The following is a 19,152-nucleotide window of genomic DNA, read 5'->3' as shown; positions in this document are numbered from 1 at the left end:
TCATCCCGGGGATGGTCCGAGGTGTCGCGCCCGCGATCCCACCGAACGGCGTAGCCGCCGGCCCGCGGGAAGCGGACCGGCGGCCACGAGGCGGCGGTGCGGGGACGGCGGTGCGGGGGCGGCGCTACTTCACCGCGCCCGACATCACGCCGGCCACGAACTGCCGCTGGAAGGCGAAGAAGATCGCCAGCGGGATCAGCATCGTGAGGAACGCGCCCGGCGCCAGCACGTCGAAGTTGCTGCCGAACTGCCGCATCTCCTGCTGGAGCGCCACCGTCATCGGCGGCGAACCCGCGTCCGCGAAGATCAGCGCCACCAGCATGTCGTTCCACACCCACATGAACTGGAAGATCGCCAGCGCCGCGATCGCCGGGCCGCCGAGCGGCAGCACCACCCGGGTGAAGAGCCGCAGCTCGCCCGCGCCGTCGAGCCGCGCCGCCTCAAGCAACTCGCGCGGGATGTCCGCGAAGAAGTTGCGCAGCAGGAAGATGGCGAACGGCAGGCCGAACGCGGAGTGGAAGATCACCACGCCCGGCGTCGTCTCGAAGATCCCCAGCGTGTTGAAGAGCCGGGCCACCGGCAGCAGCGCCACCTGCACCGGCACCACGAGCAGCGCCACCACCAGCAGGAACCAGTAGTCGCGGCCGGGGAAGTCCAGCCAGGCGAAGGCGTAGCCGGCCGCCGCGCCCAGCACGACCACCAGCACCGTGGAGGGCACGGTGATCGCGATCGTGGTCCAGATCGAGCTGGTGAAGGTGTCGTTGGAGAGCAGCGCGTCGTAGTTCTCGAACGTCCACTGCCCGGGATCGGTCAGCGCCTCCCACCAGCCCGTCGACGCGATGTCGCGCGGCGTGCGGAAGGAGGAGGCGAAGAGCCCCGCGGTCGGCAGCAGCCAGATCAGCGCGAGCACGACGAGCAGGACGCGCACGGCGCCGCTCGCGGCGAACGAGGCCAGCCGGGAGCCCAACGAGCGGGGCGGCGGGCCGGAGTCGGCGGCCGGGCCGGTGTCCTTCGCCGGCTCCGGCGCCTGCGCGGTCAAGGTGGTGGCGGTCACCGCTGGTTCTCCCGTCGCAGCCTTCTCAGGTTGAAGATGATCATCGGCACCACCAGCAGCAGCAACAGCACCGCGATCGCGCTGCCCAGGCCCTGGTCGGGCTCGGCGCCGAAGGCGGAGATGTAGAGCTGGAGCGCCAGCACGTTGGCGTCGGCCTGGCTGGAGCTGGGCGCGATGATGTAGACCAGATCGAAGATCTTCAGGACGTTGATCATCAGCGTCACCATCACCACGGCCAGCACCGGGGCGAGCAGCGGGACGGTGACCCGGCGGAACACCTGCCACTCGTTGGCGCCGTCGACGCGCGCCGCCTCCAGGGTCTCCCGGGGCACGCTGGCCAGGCCCGCGGCGATCAGCACCATCGCGAAGCCCGCCCACATCCACACGTAGGCGCCGATGATCGCCGGGGTGATCAGGTCGGGACCGAGCCAGCTCGCGCCGTTGTAGGGGGCGGCGAAGCTGTCGGCGGCCAGCCGCAGCTGGGCGCCGTCCGCCTGTTCTGCCGGCAGCGCGAAGGTGCCGTCGGCCGCCGTGTCCGCCTCGGCCACCACCTCGCCGTCCCGCACCGCCTCGACGGTGATGCCCGCGAGCGCGCGCTCCTCGCCGTCGATGGCGTTCCGCTCGCCGCCGCCACCCCGGGTGAAGTCCATCCACACCGTGCCGGTGACCTGCCCCGGGTCGCTCGCCGCGGTGGCGGCCGGCTCGGCGTCCGCCAGCTCCGGCTGGGGCACCGCGACCAGCGGCAGCAGCACCGGGGTGCCGGCCGAGACCGGCGCGTCCAGCAGGTAGGAGCCGTCCTCCTGCGCGGTGAGCGGCCCGCCGGGGCGCGGCTCGGCGTCCGGCCAGGACGAGGAGCCGACGAAGGTGTCGTGGACCGTGGTCAGCACGGCGTTGGCCAGGCCGCGCTCCGGGTTCTGCTCGTAGACCAGCCGGAAGATGATGCCGGAGGCCAGCATCGAGACCGCCATCGGCATGAACACCAGCAGCTTGAACGCCGTGGCCCAGCGGATGCGTTCGGTCAGCACCGCGAAGATCAGGCCCAGCGCGGTGGCCACCGTGGGCGCCAGGATGATCCAGATCAGGTTGTTGCGCAGCGCCGTCCTGGTCGCCTCGTTGGAGAAGATCTCCGTGAAGTTGTCGAGGCCGACGAACTCGTCGCCCGACGCGTCGAAGAAGCTGTACCAGATCGAGTACCCGATGGGGTAGAGGACCAGCGCGCCGAGCAGCAGCAGCGCCGGCAGCAGGAAGCTGGCTACCGCCCAGGGGCGGGCTCTGATCACCGCCTTGCCGGAAGCCATGAGATCTCCGTCCGTGATGAGTCGTCGTTGAAGCGTCGCGGCGTCGTCCGCCGGTCGGTTGCGGTCGGGGCCTCAGTCGCCATACGCCCTCGCCGCCTGCGACTCCAGGTACTGCTGGGCGCCCTCGATGTCGTCCGGGTTCCGCAGGAAGTTCTGCAGGCCCTGCCACATGCCCTGCCCGGTGGTGCCGCCGAAGGCCGCCGGCGTCTGGTCGGACAGGTCGAAGCGGAAGTCGTCGCCCGCCGAGATCAGCGCGTCCGCGATGCCCCGCTGCACGTCGTTGGGGTAGGCGGCGAGGTCGAGTGACCGGTTGGGGGAGACCATGCCGCCGCCCTCGGCCCAGATCCCGGCGGCGTCGGTGGAGGCGAGGAAGGCCAGCATCGCCTCCTGCGCCTCCGACGCCTCGCCGTCCGGCGCCACCGCGACCGCGGCGTCTCCCGCGCTCACCACCGGCGGGTCGCCCTCGCCGACCGCCGGGAACGGGAACACCAGCGCGTCCTCGCCGATCACCGCGTCCGTGGAGTCCGTGATGACGGCCCCGACGAAGTCGGCCTCGAAGACCATCGCGGCGTCCGGGATCTCCAGGTTGATGAAGGTCTGGGTGACGGAGGTCGGGAAGTCCGTCTGCAACGAGCCGCTGTTGCCGTTCGCCAGCAGCTGGTTGGCGCCGAACAGCTCGCCGAGCGTGGTCAGCGCGTCGGTGACCGTCTGGTCGGTCCACGGGATCTCGTGCGCGATCAGCTGGTCGTACGCCTCGGGGCCGGCCTGCGAGAGGTAGATGTTCTCGAACCAGTCGGTCAGCGTCCAGCCGTCGCCGCCGGCCACCGAGACCGGCGTGGTGCCCGACTCCCAGACCGTCCAGGCCGTGTCGACGAACTCGTCCCAGGTCGCCGGCGCCGAGACGCCCGCGTAGTCGAAGGCGGTCGAGCTGTACCAGACCAACGACTTGTTGGCGACCTTGACGTACACGCCGTACTGCTCGCCCTCGTGCTGGCCGACGGCCTGCCAACCCGGCGTGTAGTTGGCGTCCAGCTGCTCCTGGACGAGGTCGCCGACCGGGGCTATCCAGCCGTTCGCGGCGAACTCCCGCAGCACGCCGGGCTGCGGGACCATCACGATGTCGGGCGGCGCGCCACCCTCGATCTTGGAACTGACGAACTGCGAGACGTTGTCACCGCTCGGCACGAAGCTGACCGAGGCGCCGGTCAGCCGCTCGAACTCGTCCATCACGCGGAGGAAGTTGTCACGCTCCGCGCCCGTCCAGACCGCGGCGACCTCCAGGTTCTGCCCGCTGAGGTCCGGCAGCTCGATGGTCGACTGCCGGTTGCCCCGGTCCTCGCCCTCCTCACCGCCGCACGCGGTGAGCGTCGCAAGCGTCGAGAGCGTCAGCGCGGCCGCGGCCACGGCACGCGTGGACCCCCTGGTTCCTCCGGCCCCTCGCCGGGATTTCCGGCCTGAACCGTGCATGAACACAGCCTCACCCCTTCAGGTGCGGCAATGCGCCGAGCCGGCTGCAGGGCCTGCCACACCGCATGTCCTGTGGCGAATGTCCTACGCCCGGGAGGATGCCCGGGCAAGAGCAGACGGTAGACAAGTCGCCTTTGTGATCGGGATGTTATTGCCGTGCGCGAGATATGGTCCAGACAAGTCTGGATGCGTTCGCATGTGTGCATTCACAAGCTGACGGCATCGCCCGACGACGGCCGGCGCCGCCGACGCCGGCACGGCGGCCAGCACCGTCGCACCGGACATGGCCGACTCGCGCAGGGTTCGCATGAGTTTTCTCCGCCCCCTTCGCCGAGGGCGCGATCTTCACGACTCGGAGCGGTCAGACCAGCGTCGCGGTGGGGTGGTCCGTCTCCGCCGCGCGGGTGGCCGCGCTGGCGAGGAGGGCCACGTCCGTCGGGCCGTTGCCCAGCTCGCGGACGGGACGGGTGGTCGGCGGATCCCCGACGCGGGCCCAGTCGAGCCGGGTGACGGTGGGCCGCAGCGTCGCGGTGCGGGGGATGCGGCCGGTGACCCGGCCGGCCTGGAAGGCCGTCGCCGCGCCGGCCCGCCACAGCTCGCCGCGCCCGGGCGGCTGGCCGGCCAGCGAGATCCAGGCCGGGGCGCCGGCCGCCACCCGGCCGCCCGCCACGATCAGCCGGACGCCGAGGCGCCGGCCCTCGCCGGACACCGCGTCGAGCACCCGCAGCACCGAGCCGGCGGCCTGCCGCCCCGGCGCGCCGAGCGGCGGGGTCAGCAGGGCGTCGAAGTCGTCGACCAGCACCACCAGCCAGGGCAGCGGGTCGCTGCCGCGCGCCAGCATCGGCGGCAGGTCGTCCTCCACCGCCGGGCGCGGGGGGTGGACCCGGCGGGTCCTGGTGGGGGCGCGGCCGAAGTCGGCGTCGCCGAGCAGCGCGGCCCGCCGCTTGAGCTCCTCCCGCAGGGCCTGGGCGAAGGCTCGTATCCGCACCGGGTCGGTGGCCCCCACGTACGACGCGACGTGCGGCAGCTCGGCGCTCGGGCGCAGGCCCGCGCCCGCGCCCTCGACCAGCAGCAGGGACAGGTCGCGGGGGGAGAGCGCGCTCGCCAGCGAGGCGGCCAGCGTGTTCAGCAGCTCGGTGCGGCCGGAGCCCGGGCCGCCGTCGACGGTCAGCGGGGCGGTCAGGTCGGCGAGCTCGACGGCCACCGGGCCCTCGACGCCCGCGCCGAGCACCAGCGGCAGGCCGGTGTGCCGGTGCCAGCGCTCCCGCAGCGTGCCGGGTGTGACCCGGGCCAGCTCGAGCGCGTCGAGCAGGCGACAGCTCTCGGGGAGCGGCGCGGCGGCCTGGCGCGGCGACCCGGCCGGCCGGCCCGCGGTCTCCTCGGTGACGGGCGCCAGCGCCCTGGCGAACCGCTCGGCCCAGGCCGCCGACACGGCGTCGGCGCCGGCGGCCGGGCTCTCCGCGCCGTCCGAGCCGATGAGCCGCAGCGAGGTGGCGACCGCGCCGGTGAGCAGGCCCACCGTGCCGCAGGCGCGGAAGAGCGGGGAGGCGGCCCTGGCGGCGGCCAGCGTCTGCGCCGTGGGCGAGGCCGGGGTGGCCGGTGGTGCCTCGGCGAGCACGATCAGATGGATGCCGGCGGCCGGCCCCGTTATCGCCAGGTGGGCGAGGGCCGCCCTGGCCTCGGGGCCGCCCGGGTCGCCGTCGACCAGCACCACGGTGCGGCGGCCGGCGAACGGCCGGGCGGTGAGCTCGGTCAGCTCCTGGATCCTGGCGGCCGCCTGCGCGGGCTCGAAGGCCAGCAGCAGCCGGCAGTCCTGGCCCCGGGCGGGGCGGGTGTGCGGGAGCCAGCCGAGCCAGGACCACTCGCTCGCCCGGCCTGGGGCGAGCACCACCAGTTCGAGCGCGCTCGGCGGGTGCAGCGCGGCCAGCTGGGCCAGGGCGGCCCTGGCGACGCCCGCCACCCGCTCCCGTGGCCCCGCCAGACCGAGCGAACCGGCCTCCGGCAGTGCCACGGTGACGGGTCTCGGGGTCGCGGCGCCGCGCTGCGCGGTGCCGAGCCGGACGCCGAACGCGTCCTGGTGGGTGGCGCCGCGCTCCCACAGCCGAGGGCCGGCCGCGGGGGCCCGGGGCGAGCCGAGAGCCGTCAGCAGCAGCGCCGCGAGGTCGGGCCAGCGCGCGTCGGCCGCCGCCGGCTCCGGGGCCGCGGTGCGGGCGGTCTCGGGCTCGGCCGGGGCGCCGGACTGCCACCGCCCGGCCAGGTCCTTCAGGCCGCGTCTGCGGGCCTGGGGCGCGCCGGGCGGTGCGGCGGGCGGGGGCGGCACCGCGCCCTCGACCTCGACCCTTATCAGCGACTCGCCGAGTCGCAGCAGGGCGCCCGGCGGCATCGGCACCGGGCCGCCGGTGACCGGCCGGCCGTCGAGCAGCGTGCCGTTGCGCGAGCCGAGGTCGGTGACCGTCACCCGGCCGCCGGGGTCGAGGGACACGGCGCAGTGGACGCGCGAGACGTCCGGGTCGTCGAGCGGGATGTCGGCCTCGGCCGAGCGCCCGATCCTGGCGACGCCGCCGCGCAGCAGGTGGACGCCGCCCGCGTCGGGGCCGGCCACGACCAGGAGCCTGCCGGGCACCGGCTCGTGGCCCGCGCCCTCGACCGGCTTGTGGAAGGCGAGCACGGCGCCGTCGACCAGGGGCGGCTGGCCGAGGACGGCGCGCCTCGGGTCGAGCCTGTGGTCCTCGCAGAAGACGGCGCCAGGCGTCGCGGAGCCGGGCGCGAGGGTCGCGGCCAGCGAGCCGAGCACGGCGGCGAGCGGGGTGTCGGCGGGGGCGGCGACCTGCACGTCGACGCCCGCGGCGGCGTCTCCGTGTCCGAGAACGGTCAACCTGATCTGAATCGGCATCGGCCCTCCCGGTCACCTCGCCAGCCCCGGCTGTCACGCGCCCGCTCGCACCAGTCGTCGCATCGGATGCTGATGCTGAAAGCATCCTCGCACCCGCCACTGACGGCGCGCCGCGCTCCCGACAGTTAGTGATCTTGATTGGCTGCTTCTGACCAGATTCCGACCAAGACTTCTGACCAAAACTGATCGGTGGCACCCACCGCGGCTCGTCGCGGCGGCGGAGGTGATCGTAAGGCCCGGCGGACCGTGGAACGCAACCAAGCGCCACGGGACGGCGTCCCCCCACGTGAGCCGGCCGTGGCCCAGGACCAGGACCGGCCGTGCGGACGGCGCCGCCCCTCCGCGGGCGGTCGCACTACAGTAGGGACCTCGAACCCGTCACCACCAGCGATGCACCAGGGAGCTCACGTGCGGCCGGTAGGCAGCAAATACCTGCTCGAGGAGCCCCTGGGGCGCGGTGCCACCGGCACCGTCTACCGGGGCCGCCAGCGCGAGTCCGCCGGGGACGAGGCGGCCGTGGCGGGACAGCCGGGCGAGCGGGTCGCCATCAAGGTCCTCAAGGAGGAGCTCGCCTCCGACCCCGACGTGGTGATGCGCTTCCTGCGCGAGCGCGCGGTGCTGCTGCGGCTCAGCGGGGACAACCACCAGAACATCGTCCGCACCCGCGACCTGGTGGTCGAGGGCGAGATGATAGCGCTGGTCATGGACCTGATCGACGGCCCCGACCTGCACCGCTACCTCTACGAGAACCGCCGGTTCTCGCCCGTGGCCGCGGCGCTGCTCACCGCCCAGATCGCCGACGCGCTGGCCGCCGCCCACGCCCGCGGCATCGTGCACCGCGACCTCAAGCCGGCCAACGTGCTGCTCGCCGGCGCCGACGACGAGAACGTGGCGCTACGGCCGATGCTCACCGACTTCGGCATCGCCAGGCTGGCCGACTCGCCCGGCGTCACCCGCGCCAGCGAGTTCGTCGGCACCCCGTCCTACGTCGCCCCCGAGTCCGCCGAGGGCCGCCCGCAGACCTCGGCCGTCGACGTCTACGCGGCCGGCATCGTGCTGTACGAGCTGGTCACCGGGCAGCCGCCGTTCGGCGGCGCGAGCACCCTGGAGATCCTCCGCCGGCACCTGAGCGACGAGCCCCGCAGGCCCGCCGGGCTGCCCGACCCGCTGTGGACCGTCATCGACTGCTGCCTGCGCAAGAGCCCTGACGAGCGGCCGAGCGCCGCCGCGCTGGCCCGCGCGCTGCGGACCGTCGCCGCCGGCATCGCGGAGAACGCGAGCCCCGAGCAGCGCACGGCCGCGCTCGGCGTCGCCGCGCTGCTCGCGCCGGACACCAACCCGGTCCAGGTGCCGGGCACGGGGATCAGCCCGCCGGGATCCGCCGAGCCCACCCAGGTGCTGCCCGGCGGCTCGGCCTCCGGCGGCGGCCCCGACCCCTTCGGCGCCACCAGCGTGCTCCCGCAGCACGGCGCGGGACCCGACCACGGCCAGGGCGGCGGTGGGCGCGACGACGACCTGTCGGCCACCCGGGCCATGCCGGCCCAGGGCGCGCCGCCGCCCGAGCCGCAGCTCCCGACAGCCTGGGGCGACCAGCTGCGGGCCGCCCGCGACCGCAACGAACCGACCAGGGTCCAGCCCGCCGAGCCGGCGCTCGACCCCCTGCAGCGCGCCCCGCAGCGGCGCCCCCAGCGCCGCCCGCAGCGCGTCGCGCCCCCGCCGCAGCAGCAGGGCCAGGGCGGGGCCTACGGCTACCCCGTGGCGCCGCCACCCCAGTACCAACAGCCGCAGCAGTACCAGCCGCAGCCCCAGCAGTACCAGCCGCAACCGCAGCGCTACCAGCCGCCGGTGCCGCCGCGCTACCAGGAGCCGGCCCCGCGCCGGAACGACGAGCCGCGCGGCCGGTCACGGAGCGCGAACCCCATGCGCATCCCGGGGCTCGGTTGCCTCAAGGGCTGCCTGTTCATGGTGCTGATCCTCGTCGTCATCTGTTTCCTGGTCTGGAACTTCACACCGCTTCAGGACTGGATTGCCGACGGCCGGAGTTTCTGGGACACCGTCACCGGGTGGTTCGACGACGTCCGGGAATGGCTGGGCCTGATCGAGGAGGCCAATCAGCAAGTCGAGGACATCCAGAACAGCGTCCCCGAATAATCGACGACCTCGGGGATTTATCGACTTCCGAGGGTGGAATTTCGTCCGGGCATGCCAATAAAACCGGGCAAGCCGGGCATGCGGTAGTCCCGTCACCTGACGGGGCGTCGTAGCCTCACGCCATGGCACGGAACATCGGCAGCCACTACACCGTCCACCGTGTGCTCGGCCGCGGCAGTGCCGGAACGGTGTGGCTCGGGGACGGGCCCGACGGCCCCGTGGCGATCAAGCTCCTGCGGGAGGACCTCGCCGCGGACCGCGACCTGGCCGAGCGCTTCGCCCACGAGCGGCACGCCCTGCTCGGACTCGAACACCCCAACATCGTCGGCGTCCGCGACCTGATCATCGCGGACTCGGGCGACACCCCCGACGGCCAGGAGGTCGCCCTGGTCATGGACCTGGTGCGCGGCCCCGACCTGCGCCGCCACCTGGAGCGCGAGCGCCGCCTCGCGCCGCGCGAGGCCGTGGCGATCACCGCGGCCGTCGCCAACGGCCTGGCCGTCGCGCACGCCGCCGGCATCGTGCACCGCGACGTCAAGCCCGAGAACATCCTGCTCGACACCCCCGAGGGCGGCCGGGTCGCGCTGCTCACCGACTTCGGCGTCGCCAAGCTGATCGACGAGCCGCGGCACGGCGGCAAGGGCGGCGTCGTCGGCACCCCCGACTACCTGGCCCCCGAGATCGTGGAGGGCCTGCCGCCCCGCGCGGCCGTGGACATCTACGCGCTGGTCACCGTCCTCTACGAGCTGCTGGCCGGCTTCACCCCCTTCGGCGGCGGCCACCCGGGCGCCGTGCTGCGCCGGCAGGTCACCGAGAAGGCCGCCGAGCTCCCCGGCATCCCGCGCGAGCTGTGGGAGCTGATCCAGCAGTGCCTCGCCAAGGCGCCGGCCTCCCGGCTGCGCGCCGCCGAACTGGCCTCCCGACTGCGCGAGTTGCTGCCGTCCCTGGAGGGGCTGCCGCCACTCGACATCGGCGACCCGGACGAGGACGCGGCGCCCGAGCCCGTCGAGGCGGAGGAGCCGATCGCGGCCCTGGCCGCCGCGGGCGGTGGCGGCGGTGGCGCGGGGCGGGTCGCCGTGCCGCTGGTCCGCGGCACCGCGCCCGACTCGGAGCGCGAGACCCACACCCGGATGCGGGTACCGGACGCGGAGGAGCTGGCCGGGGGCGCGCACGGCACCGCGCGCACCATCAGGACCGCCGGCGAGCGCCGGGCCGGCTCGGCCAGGAACGCCGCGGCCGCCCGCCGCCGCAGGCGGCTGGCGGTGACGGCCGCCGCCCTCGTGGGCGCCGCCGCGCTCGGCGGCTGGCTGCTGTTCTCCGGCGGCGACAGCAGCGACGGCGGTCTCGGCGAGCCGGCCGGCGGCCCACCCAGGGCGGATATCCAGCTCTCCGAGCCCGCGTAGCGGCCCCTCGGCGGGCGGCCACGCCGCTCGCCGACGGCGCGCGCCGCTGGCCGCGGCGCCCAGCCGTTACGCTGGACGTGTGGCAGTTGTCGATGTATCCGAAGCTCTGAAGTCTCTCGCCTCCACCATGGAGTCGATCGAGGCCGTCCTCGACCTGGACAGCCTGCGGGCCGAGGTCGCCTCGCTTGAGGAGCAGGCGGCCGCCCCCACCCTCTGGGACGACCCGGAGCACGCCCAGCAGGTCACCAGCAAGCTCTCCCTGCTCCAGGCCCAGGTGCGCAAGACCGAGGAGCTGCACGGCCGCATCGACGACCTCGAGGTGCTCTTCGAGCTCGCCGAGGCCGAGTCCGACGCGGACACCCGCAAGGAGGCCGAGGCCGAGCTGGCCGCCGTCCAGAAGGCGGTGGACGAGCTCGAGGTCCGCACCCTGCTCTCCGGCGAGTACGACCAGCGCGAGGCCATGGTCAGCATCAGGGCCGAGGCCGGCGGCGTGGACGCGGCCGACTTCGCGGAGCAGCTGCAGCGCATGTACCTGCGCTGGGCCGAGCGCAAGGGCTACCCGACCGAGGTGCTCGACACCTCCTTCGCGGAGGAGGCCGGCATCAAGTCGACCACCTTCACCGTCAAGGCCCCCTACGCCTACGGCACGCTCTCGGTCGAGCAGGGCACCCACCGCATGGTGCGGATCTCCCCGTTCGACAACCAGGGCCGCCGCCAGACCTCGTTCGCCGGCGTCGAGGTGCTGCCGGTGGTGGAGCAGACCGACCACATCGAGGTCCCGGAGAACGAGATCCGGGTGGACGTCTTCCGCTCCTCGGGCCCCGGCGGACAGTCCGTCAACACCACGGACTCGGCGGTCCGCATCACCCACCTGCCCACCGGCATCGTCGTCTCCTGTCAGAACGAGAAGTCCCAGATCCAGAACCGCGCGGCCGCGATGCGCGTGCTGCAGGCCCGGCTGCTCGCCCACCAACGGGCGCAGGAGCAGGCCAAGATGGACGCGCTCAAGGGCGACGGCGGCAACTCCTGGGGCAACCAGATGCGGAGCTACGTCCTCCAGCCGTACCAGATGGTCAAGGATCTTCGTACCGAACACGAAGTCGGAAACCCCCAGGGTGTTTTGGACGGGGATATCGACGACTTCCTGGAGGCGGGAATCCGCTGGCGGAAACAGCAGGAGAAGTAACCTTCACACAACTTTCTTGGCCCGCTCGGCATTTACCGGACATCCCGCTTGACGGGGGTCGTTTCAGCGGGAAAGCTGTTCGCCTGGCATGCCTATGTCCAGGGGTGCGTGTTGCGCAAGGGGCGCGTGAGAGGCTCGGTGCCCTCCGCGCCGGGCGCCGCCCTTGCGCAGGCTGCCCATGACAAGCGGGACATAGTCTGTACCGAACAGCTACAGGGGGTAGTGCATCTATGGCCAGTCCCAAGACACGCGCCAACATGGCGCGCGTCGCCGCGGCCGCCGTCTTCGCGGCGGGCGCCTCGCTCGCCGTCGTCGGCACGGCGTCCGCGGGTGAGCAGAGCAAGGACAGCTCGGCGCCGACCGCCCAGGACGCCGCCATCCTCGGCGTCGCAGAGGGCGCCGACGGTGCCATTCTCGGCCTGACCGAGGGCAACGACGGTGGCGCGGACGACGGCGGTGCCGATGACGGTGGCGCGGACGACGGCGGTGCTGACGACGGTGGCGCCGATGACGGCGGTGCTGACGACGGTGGCGCGGACGACGGCGGTGCCGATGACGGTGGCGCCGATGACGGCGGTGCCGATGACGGTGGCGCGGACGACGGCGGTGCCGATGACGGTGGCGCGGACGACGGCGGTGCTGACGACGGTGGCGCGGACGACGGCGGTGCCGATGACGGTGGCGCCGATGACGGTGGCGCGGACGACGGTGGCGCGGACGACGGCGGTGCCGATGACGGTGGCGCCGACGACGGCGGCGCGGCCAACGGCGCTGACGGTGGCAGCCCCGAGGGTGTCGCCGAGGGCGCCGGCGGTCCGCAGCCCGACTCCGAGGGTGCCACCTCGCCGATCGAGCAGAACGACCCGACCGAGCAGCTGACCGAGGAGGAGGCCGAGGCCGTCCCCAGCGGCAACGGCGAGCTGGCCGAGACCGGCGCCTCCATGAACGAGACGCTGCTGATCATCGGCGCCGCGACCATGATCGCGGGCGGCGTGGCCTTCCGCTACCTGCCGCGGCTGATCACCAAGAACGGTGGTGCGGCCGCCGCCTGACCAGCCAGGTCACGGCGCGCGTACACCACGTAACACCACGCACATCAGAACGGGCCCGGGGCGGCAGCGCCGCCCCGGGCCCGCTCGTTGGAGTCCCGGGCTCCGGCCCGCTCAGGCGGGCCTGGCGACCAGCAGCAGCACGGCCACCAGTGCCAGCAGCAGGGCGACGAGACCGGCGGGGCTGCCGAGCGCGCCCCACGGGCCACGCTCCGCGCGCAGCCGCGCGAGCTCGGCCCGGCAGACGGCGCAACGGCCCTCGCTGACCCGCCCCGCGCAGTTGGCGCACACCAGCCAGTCGGCGGTCATGCGATCGTCTCCTCTCATCTCCCCCTGCTCCCTACTGTGCCAGGGTCCGTACGGAAACGCAGAAGCCCGACCGGATCCGGGCCGGATCCCGCCGGGGACCGGCCTGGAAACAGGACCCCGATCCACCCAACGGGAGCGAAACCGGCAAAAGCGGATGGCCTGGGACGCCGCCTGCGGACCACGTGCCGCTTCGCGTATGGTCTGCCCCAGCGACGGGGAGCCCCCCGCATGTACCCCATCCCGACATGGTGTAACCGTGATCCGATTCGACAACGTCTCCAAGACGTACCCGAAGCAGAACGCGCCGGCCCTCAACAACGTGTCCCTCGAGGTCGAACGCGGCGAGTTCGTCTTCCTGGTGGGCTCCTCCGGCTCCGGCAAGTCCACCTTCCTGCGGCTGCTGCTGCGCGAGGAGCGCGCCAGTCACGGCTCGGTGCACGTGCTCGGCAAGGACCTAGGCCGGCTCTCCAACTGGAAGATCCCCCAGATGCGCCGCCAACTCGGCACCGTGTTCCAGGACTTCCGGCTGCTGCCGAACAAGACGGTGGGCGAGAACGTCGCCTTCGCGCTCGAGGTCATCGGCAAGCCCCGCGGGCAGATCCGCAAGACCGTGCCGGAGGTCCTCGAACTCGTCGGCCTCGGCGGCAAGGAGGAGCGGATGCCGGGTGAGCTCTCCGGCGGTGAGCAGCAACGCGTCGCCATCGCACGGGCGTTCGTCAACCGGCCGATGCTGCTGATCGCGGACGAGCCGACCGGCAACCTGGACCCGCAGACCTCGGTCGGCATCATGAAGCTCCTGGACCGCATCAACCGCACCGGCACGACCGTCGTCATGGCCACCCACGACGCGCAGATCGTGGACCAGATGCGCAAGCGCGTCATCGAGCTCGAGAAGGGCCGTCTCGTCCGCGACCAGACCCGCGGCGTCTACGGCTACCAGCACTGACCCCGGCCTGAGCCCCGACTGAAAGGACGCCATGCGCGCCCACTTCGTCCTGTCGGAGATCGGCGTCGGTCTCCGCCGCAATCTGACGATGACCTTCGCGGTGATCGTGTCGGTCGCCCTCTCGCTGTCCCTGCTCGGCGGCTCGCTGCTGACCAACCAGCAGGTCAACAGCATGAAGGACTTCTGGTACGACCGGGTCGAGGTGTCGATATTCCTCTGCAACGAGAACGACGCCCAGACCGACCCCGCCTGCGCCCGCGGCGCGGTCACCGAGGACCAGAAGGAGCAACTGCTGGCGGAGCTCGAGGAGCTGGAGCTCGTCGAGGACGTCTTCTACGAGTCGGCCGACGAGGCGTACACGCACTACCAGGAGCAGCAGGCCGACTCGCCGATCGCCGCCGTGGTCACCCCGGACCAGATGCAGGAGTCGTACCGCGTCAAGCTGACCGACCCGACCCAGTACGACGTCGTGTCCTCGGCGTTCGCGGGCCGGGAGGGCGTGCAGTCGGTGCAGGACCAGCGCTCGACGCTGGAGAACCTGTTCGACCTGCTCAACGGCGTCAACTACGCGGCGCTCGGGCTGATGGCGCTGATGCTGGTGGTGGCGATGCTGCTGATCGTGAACACGGTGCGGGTCTCGGCGTTCAGCCGTCGCCGGGAGACCGGGATCATGCGGCTGGTCGGCGCGTCCAGCCTCTACATCCAGCTGCCGTTCATCCTGGAGGCGGCGATCGCCGGCCTGCTCGGCGGGTTGTTCGCCTGTGTGCTGATCGTGGGCGTCAAGTACTTCGCGATCAACAACTTCCTGGCCGAGCAGATCCCGCTGATCAACTTCATCGGCTGGGACGCGGTGCTCTCGGTGCTGCCGTTGGTGCTGGTGGTGAGCGCGCTGATGCCCTCCCTGGCGGCCTTCTTCGCGCTCCGCAAGTACCTGCGCGTGTAGGGCGCGTGTGATTTATCACCGTGACGTGCGCCCGGACGTACCGGGTGAAACTCCCGTGCGCCCCCTGGGTGTGTCCTACACTCCGCACCATGTCACGTCCGTGTCACGGAGTTTCGTTTGGGCCGCGGGGCGGGGGTGCCGCCGCCAGGCGGGGGACCGCCCTGGCGTGCGTCTTCGCCGGGGTGCTCGTGACGGGCGCCGCCACCGGCTCCTGGCCGGAGGCGGCGGGCTCCGGCCAGCCGGTGCCGGCCGCCGGGCCGGTCCCGGAGCGGGCCGAGGCGCTCGACGACGCCGGCGAGTTGGTGAGCCGTAGCGGCGACCGCTGGGCGAGCGCCTACTCGGCGGAGGAGTACCAGTCGGTCCGGCTGAACCTGGCCGGCGAGTACGTCGGCACGGGGATAGCGGTGATCAGCACCGCCGAGGGCCGGATCGTGGTCAGCGAGGTGCACCCGGGCAGCCCGGCCGAGCGCGCCGGCGTCCGGGCCGGCGACGAACTGGTCACCATCGACGGCGTGCCGCTCACCGGCCGCCCGGTCACCGACGCCGTGAGCCGGCTGCGCGGCAGCGCGGGCCCCGAGCCGGCGCCCGCCGGCAGCACGGTGCTGCTCGGCGTCGAGCGGGACGACCTGGTCACCACGGTGCGGGTGGAGCGCGCCCGGCTGACCGCCCGCCCGGTCACCGTCACCCGCGACGAGCCCGGCGTCACCAGGATCCACGTCAGCTCCTTCGTCGAGGGCTCGGGCGAGCTGGTCCGGGCCGCGGCACACAGCGCGCCGCCGGAGGACGGCATCGTGCTCGACCTGCGCGGGAACACCGGCGGACTGCTCACCGAGGCCGCCGCCGCGGCCTCCGTCTTCCTGGACGGCGGCCTGGTCGCCACCTACGACGTGCGGGGCGAGCAGAACGCGCTGCACGCCGAGCCCGGCGGCGACACGGCGACGCCCCTGGTGGTGCTGGTGGACGGCGGCACCATGAGCTCGGCCGAGATGCTGACCGGCGCCCTCCAGGACCGCAACCGCGCGGTGATCGTCGGCACCCCGACCTTCGGCAAGGGCACCGTGCAGATGCCGGACGTGCAGCCGGACGGCTCGGTGGCCGAGCTGACCGTGGGCCGCTACGCCACCCCGTCGGGCCGCACGGTCGGCTCCGAGGGACTCGTGCCCGACCTGCTCGTCGGCCCCGGCGAGGACGCCGAGGAGCGGGCGGAAAACGTGCTCGGCGGTCTGGCGGCCGGCCGGTAGACTCGGCTGGTCATGGCAAAGGAAACGGGGCGCAAGCTGATCGCGCAGAACAAGAAGGCGCGGCACGACTATCACGTTCTGGACACGTACGAATGCGGTCTGGTACTGACCGGCACCGAGGTGAAGTCGCTGCGCCAGGGCCGCGCGTCCCTCGTCGACGGTTTCGGTCAGATCGACGGCGGCGAGGTGTGGCTGCACAACGTGCACATCCCCGAGTACGCGCAGGGCACCTGGACCAACCACAGCGCCCGGCGGAAGCGGAAGCTGCTGATGCACCGCGGGGAGATCGACAAGCTGGTCGGCCGGATCCAGGAGACGGGCCTGACGCTGGTGCCGCTCTCCCTCTACTTCCTGAACGGACGCGCCAAGGTCGAGCTCGCCCTGGCGCGGGGCAAGCGGGACTACGACAAGCGGCAGACGCTGCGGGAGAAGCAGGACCGCCGGGAGGCGGAGCGCGTCGTCTCGGCGGCTCGCCGCAGGCAGCGCGCGTGACGTATCATGGCAGAGACGCGGCCGGGAGCGGTCGTGGTGTTTGTTAACTCAACATGGGGATGATCGGTTTCGACAGCGGATGTCGAAGTAGGGGAAGCGAGCCGAGGAAGCGCGGCAATGATCTCGTTAACCATGTGCCGTGAAAAAATAATCGCCAATAACAAGCGCGATTCCTTCGCCCTCGCTGCCTGAGCAGCGACTCGCGAAGTGTCAGCCCGGGCCTGTTCCCGTCCCGGTGTCTGGCATCAGCTAGGGAACTCACCTGTTAGCTCCGGTCGCGGGAGCTAAGGGGACACCAAACAGCGACTGAGCCCGTCGGAGACTTGTCCGCGTGATCTCCGGGGCTGAGAAAATCAGAGCGGACTGCGCTCGGAGAAGCCCTCCTTCTGCTTCGTTGGACGCGGGTTCGATTCCCGCCATCTCCACTCCGTCGACAGGCGACGTGTGCCACGCGCTCCGCGGGTGGCCGCGTCGCCTTCGTCGTTCCAGGCCACGTCGTCTTTGTCGTTTCTGCTCGGCTTGGCCCGGGTGGCGGCGGTAGGGTGCGCGCCATGGGGAACAGTGCACCGGGGTGGGACCCGCAGCGGCAGCCGGCGAGTTGGCGGTCTCATCGAAGCGTGGTGATAGGTGGCGCCGTGCTGGTCACGGTGTTGGCGGTGGTCGCGGTGCTCGTGCTCCGTGGCGTGGACGGCGACGGCCGCTCCGACCAGGCGCGGGACGGTGCGGACGCCTTCCTGCGGGCCTGGGCCGACGGTGACCTGGCGCGGGCCGCGTCGCTCACCGACGATCCGGAGGGCGCGCGTTCGTTGCTCGACTCGGTGGCGGAGAACATGGGCTCCGAGGAGACGGTGCTGGAGGTCGCCGGCGAGGCCGAGGCGGTCGAGGACGCGGACGAGGCGATGCGGGTGCCGTTCACCGCGACGTTCACCCTGGGAGAGCTGGGCGACTGGTCGTACGACTCGGCCGCGGTGATGGTGCCGGGCGAGGAGGACCGTTGGCTGGTGCGCTGGGAACCCGCCGTCGTCCACCCGCGGTTGGGGGAGGGGCAGACGCTGGTCCTCACCACCGAGGAGCCCGAGCGGGCCCCCATACTCGCGGCCGACGGCAGCCAGTTGGCCGGCCCGTCGACCGTGTGGGACATCAGCATCTGGCCCGCGATGCTCAGCGATCCCACGGCGGCGTACGAGGCGATCGACGCGCTGGACGTGGGGGTCGACACCGAGGCGCTGGCCGACCGGGTGGCCGCGGCCGAGCCGGACCAGGCGGTGCCGGTGGTGACCCTGCGGGACGCCGACTACCAGGAGCACGCCGGGGAGTTGGGGGCCGTGCCCGGGATCCAGGTCCAGGAGGACACCAGGCCGCTGGCGCACGCGGCCAGGTCGCTGGTCGGGGGCCTCGACCCCGAGTCCGGCGCCGGCTCCTCGGGGCTGCAGCAGCGCTACGACGAGCAGCTGGCCGGCACCCCCGCCTCCGCGGTGGTGATCGCCGACCGAGAGTCGGGCGAGGCCGTCGACACCCTCTACGAGCAGGAGGGCGGCGAGGCCGGCAGCCCGGTGGAGACCACGATCGACCCCGAGGTGCAGGCCGCGGCCGAGGAGGCGCTCGACGACCTCGGGCGGGCCGGCTCGATCGTCGCGATACGGCCGTCGTCAGGCGAGGTGTTGGCCGCCGCCGACTGGCCGCTCGACGGGTTCAACCGGTCCCTCCAGGGGCAGTTGGCGCCCGGCTCCACCTTCAAGGTGGTGACGGCGGCCGCGCTGCTCGAAGCCGGGGTGACGCCGGACGACCGTCTCGGCTGCCCCCGTGAGGTCACCGTGAACGGCCAGGCCTTCGAGAACCAGAACGAGTTCGAGCTCGGGCCCGAGACGACCCTGCGTGAGGCGTTCACCGAGTCCTGCAACACGGCGTTCATCGGCAACCGGGACCGCTTCGAGGACGACACCCTCAACCGGACGGCGCGGGCCTTCGGCATAGGCGAGGAGTGGAGCGTGGGCGCCGTCACCTTCGACGGCAGCGTGCCGGTCGCCGACGACGAGAACGCGCTGGCCGCGTCGCTGATCGGGCAGGGCCAGGTGCAGGCCAGCCCGCTGGTGATGGCCTCGGTGGCGGCCACCGTGGCGGACGGAACGTTCCGCCAGCCGCTGCTGGTCCCGGCGGCCGTGGAGGAGCCGTACCAGGCGGACACCGAGCTGTCCGAGTCCACGGTCGCGGCGCTCCGCACGATGATGCGGGCCACCGTGACGGAGGGCAGCGCCTCGGCGCTGGACGGCGTGCCGGGCGAGCCGCACGGCAAGACCGGGACGGCCGAGTACCGGGCGGAGGACGGCGAGCTGTCGACCAACGCGTGGATGATCGGCTTCCTCGGCGAGGGCGACCTGGCGTTCGCGGTGGTGCTCGAGGACGGCGGCTCGGGCGGCCGCGACGCCGGGCCGCTGGCCGCGGCCTTCCTCACGGCGCTGTAGCCGCTCACTCGTCCGCCCGCCGGCGGAGCCGGGGTGTCCCGCGCCCGGCTCGCCGGCCGGCGGACGACGGCCGGCGGCGTCGCGGGTGCGCTTGCGCGGCGGGTGGGCGGGTGTCGTCCAGGGCCGAGGGGAGGGCGGCGATCAGGGTGCCGCCGGTGAGGGCGAAGAGCATGGTCGGCATGGCATCCACCCTCGCCAAGGGCGAGGCGCCGCGTCCAACACCTGATCAGCGCCCATTCACGCGCCCCTGTTGTGAAT

General features: G+C 72.9%; 15 protein-coding genes and 1 other RNA gene. 10 read left to right on the top strand and 6 right to left on the bottom strand.

The window, feature by feature from the left end; genetic code table 11:
* Positions 1-124: 124 nt before the first annotated feature.
* The 4 genes from ACFWI8_RS14570 to ACFWI8_RS14555 all read right to left on the bottom strand — a co-directional run bounded on the left by ACFWI8_RS14570 (position 125) and on the right by ACFWI8_RS14555 (position 6,706).
* The gene (locus tag ACFWI8_RS14570; RefSeq protein WP_387090356.1) at positions 125-1,054 is read right to left on the bottom strand and encodes a carbohydrate ABC transporter permease; all 930 of its coding nucleotides are present in this window, start codon (positions 1,052-1,054) and stop codon (positions 125-127) included.
* The gene (locus ACFWI8_RS14565; protein ID WP_311602817.1) at positions 1,051-2,352 is read right to left on the bottom strand and encodes a sugar ABC transporter permease; all 1,302 of its coding nucleotides are present in this window, start codon (positions 2,350-2,352) and stop codon (positions 1,051-1,053) included. Before ACFWI8_RS14565 ends, ACFWI8_RS14570 begins: the two co-directional genes overlap by 4 nt.
* Positions 2,353-2,424: 72 nt before the next feature.
* Positions 2,425-3,756 (bottom strand): ABC transporter substrate-binding protein, encoded by a 1,332-nt coding sequence (locus ACFWI8_RS14560; RefSeq protein WP_387090353.1) that lies wholly within the window; start codon positions 3,754-3,756, stop codon positions 2,425-2,427.
* Between the two features lie 424 nt (positions 3,757-4,180).
* Entirely contained in the window at positions 4,181-6,706 is a 2,526-nt protein-coding gene (locus ACFWI8_RS14555) for an FHA domain-containing protein (RefSeq protein WP_387090382.1), read from the bottom strand.
* A 414-nt stretch (positions 6,707-7,120) separates the two neighbouring features.
* On the opposite strand from ACFWI8_RS14555, the gene ACFWI8_RS14550 reads away from it, so the two are divergent.
* The 4 genes from ACFWI8_RS14550 (at position 7,121) to ACFWI8_RS14535 (ending at position 12,504) form a co-directional block, all read left to right on the top strand.
* The gene (locus tag ACFWI8_RS14550) at positions 7,121-8,863 is read left to right on the top strand and encodes a serine/threonine-protein kinase (RefSeq protein WP_387090350.1); all 1,743 of its coding nucleotides are present in this window, start codon (positions 7,121-7,123) and stop codon (positions 8,861-8,863) included.
* A 122-nt stretch (positions 8,864-8,985) separates the two neighbouring features.
* The gene (locus ACFWI8_RS14545; protein ID WP_387090347.1) at positions 8,986-10,266 is read left to right on the top strand and encodes a serine/threonine-protein kinase; all 1,281 of its coding nucleotides are present in this window, start codon (positions 8,986-8,988) and stop codon (positions 10,264-10,266) included.
* Positions 10,267-10,345: 79 nt separating this feature from the next.
* Entirely contained in the window at positions 10,346-11,452 is a 1,107-nt protein-coding gene (gene prfB / locus ACFWI8_RS14540; protein WP_387090345.1) for a peptide chain release factor 2, read from the top strand.
* 257 nt (positions 11,453-11,709) lie between these two features.
* Positions 11,710-12,504, top strand: a complete 795-nt coding sequence (locus tag ACFWI8_RS14535) for a hypothetical protein (protein WP_387090343.1) — start codon at positions 11,710-11,712, stop codon at positions 12,502-12,504.
* A 111-nt stretch (positions 12,505-12,615) separates the two neighbouring features.
* Here ACFWI8_RS14535 and ACFWI8_RS14530 read toward each other — a convergent pair whose 3' ends face one another.
* Positions 12,616-12,810 (bottom strand): hypothetical protein, encoded by a 195-nt coding sequence (locus tag ACFWI8_RS14530; RefSeq protein ID WP_311602830.1) that lies wholly within the window; start codon positions 12,808-12,810, stop codon positions 12,616-12,618.
* Positions 12,811-13,066: 256 nt separating this feature from the next.
* Here ACFWI8_RS14530 and ftsE point away from each other — a divergent pair, with 256 nt between their 5' ends.
* From ftsE to ACFWI8_RS14500, 6 genes are all read left to right on the top strand, one after another.
* Positions 13,067-13,756: a cell division ATP-binding protein FtsE gene (gene ftsE / locus ACFWI8_RS14525; protein WP_311602832.1), complete on the top strand. Its 690-nt coding sequence runs from the start codon at positions 13,067-13,069 to the stop codon at positions 13,754-13,756.
* Between the two features lie 31 nt (positions 13,757-13,787).
* Positions 13,788-14,699, top strand: a complete 912-nt coding sequence (ftsX, locus tag ACFWI8_RS14520; protein WP_311602833.1) for a permease-like cell division protein FtsX — start codon at positions 13,788-13,790, stop codon at positions 14,697-14,699.
* A gap of 89 nt (positions 14,700-14,788) precedes the next feature.
* On the top strand, positions 14,789-15,940 hold the full coding sequence (locus ACFWI8_RS14515; protein WP_387090339.1) for a S41 family peptidase: 1,152 nt from the start codon (positions 14,789-14,791) through the stop codon (positions 15,938-15,940).
* 12 nt (positions 15,941-15,952) lie between these two features.
* A complete protein-coding gene (gene smpB, locus ACFWI8_RS14510; protein ID WP_387090336.1) occupies positions 15,953-16,432 on the top strand; it encodes an SsrA-binding protein SmpB in 480 nt (159 codons plus the stop codon).
* A gap of 55 nt (positions 16,433-16,487) precedes the next feature.
* Positions 16,488-16,860: a transfer-messenger RNA gene (gene ssrA, locus ACFWI8_RS14505) on the top strand.
* Between the two features lie 123 nt (positions 16,861-16,983).
* On the top strand, positions 16,984-18,894 hold the full coding sequence (locus ACFWI8_RS14500; RefSeq protein WP_387090333.1) for a penicillin-binding transpeptidase domain-containing protein: 1,911 nt from the start codon (positions 16,984-16,986) through the stop codon (positions 18,892-18,894).
* 4 nt (positions 18,895-18,898) lie between these two features.
* Here ACFWI8_RS14500 and ACFWI8_RS14495 read toward each other — a convergent pair whose 3' ends face one another.
* Positions 18,899-19,075, bottom strand: coding sequence for a hypothetical protein (locus ACFWI8_RS14495; protein ID WP_387090331.1), 177 nt, complete (start codon positions 19,073-19,075; stop codon positions 18,899-18,901).
* Between the last annotated feature and the right edge of the window lie 77 nt (positions 19,076-19,152).

The sequence above is a fragment of the Streptomyces sp. NPDC127098 genome (assembly GCF_042722465.1).
GTDB classification, from domain to species: domain Bacteria; phylum Actinomycetota; class Actinomycetes; order Streptomycetales; family Streptomycetaceae; genus Streptomyces; species Streptomyces millisiae.
Note: the sequence above shows the minus strand (reverse complement) of the source record. Positions and strands in the feature narration are given on the sequence as shown.

Coding starts and splice junctions, on each gene's coding strand:
- ACFWI8_RS14530 (WP_311602830.1), bottom strand. CDS start 12,810: ATGACCGCCGACTGGCTGGTGTGCGCCAACTGCGCGGGGCGGGTCAGC.
- ACFWI8_RS14500 (WP_387090333.1), top strand. CDS start 16,984: ATGGGGAACAGTGCACCGGGGTGGGACCCGCAGCGGCAGCCGGCGAGT.
- ACFWI8_RS14515 (WP_387090339.1), top strand. CDS start 14,789: ATGTCACGTCCGTGTCACGGAGTTTCGTTTGGGCCGCGGGGCGGGGGT.
- ACFWI8_RS14495 (WP_387090331.1), bottom strand. CDS start 19,075: ATGCCGACCATGCTCTTCGCCCTCACCGGCGGCACCCTGATCGCCGCC.
- ACFWI8_RS14545 (WP_387090347.1), top strand. CDS start 8,986: ATGGCACGGAACATCGGCAGCCACTACACCGTCCACCGTGTGCTCGGC.
- ftsX (WP_311602833.1), top strand. CDS start 13,788: ATGCGCGCCCACTTCGTCCTGTCGGAGATCGGCGTCGGTCTCCGCCGC.
- ACFWI8_RS14565 (WP_311602817.1), bottom strand. CDS start 2,352: ATGGCTTCCGGCAAGGCGGTGATCAGAGCCCGCCCCTGGGCGGTAGCC.
- ACFWI8_RS14535 (WP_387090343.1), top strand. CDS start 11,710: ATGGCGCGCGTCGCCGCGGCCGCCGTCTTCGCGGCGGGCGCCTCGCTC.
- smpB (WP_387090336.1), top strand. CDS start 15,953: ATGGCAAAGGAAACGGGGCGCAAGCTGATCGCGCAGAACAAGAAGGCG.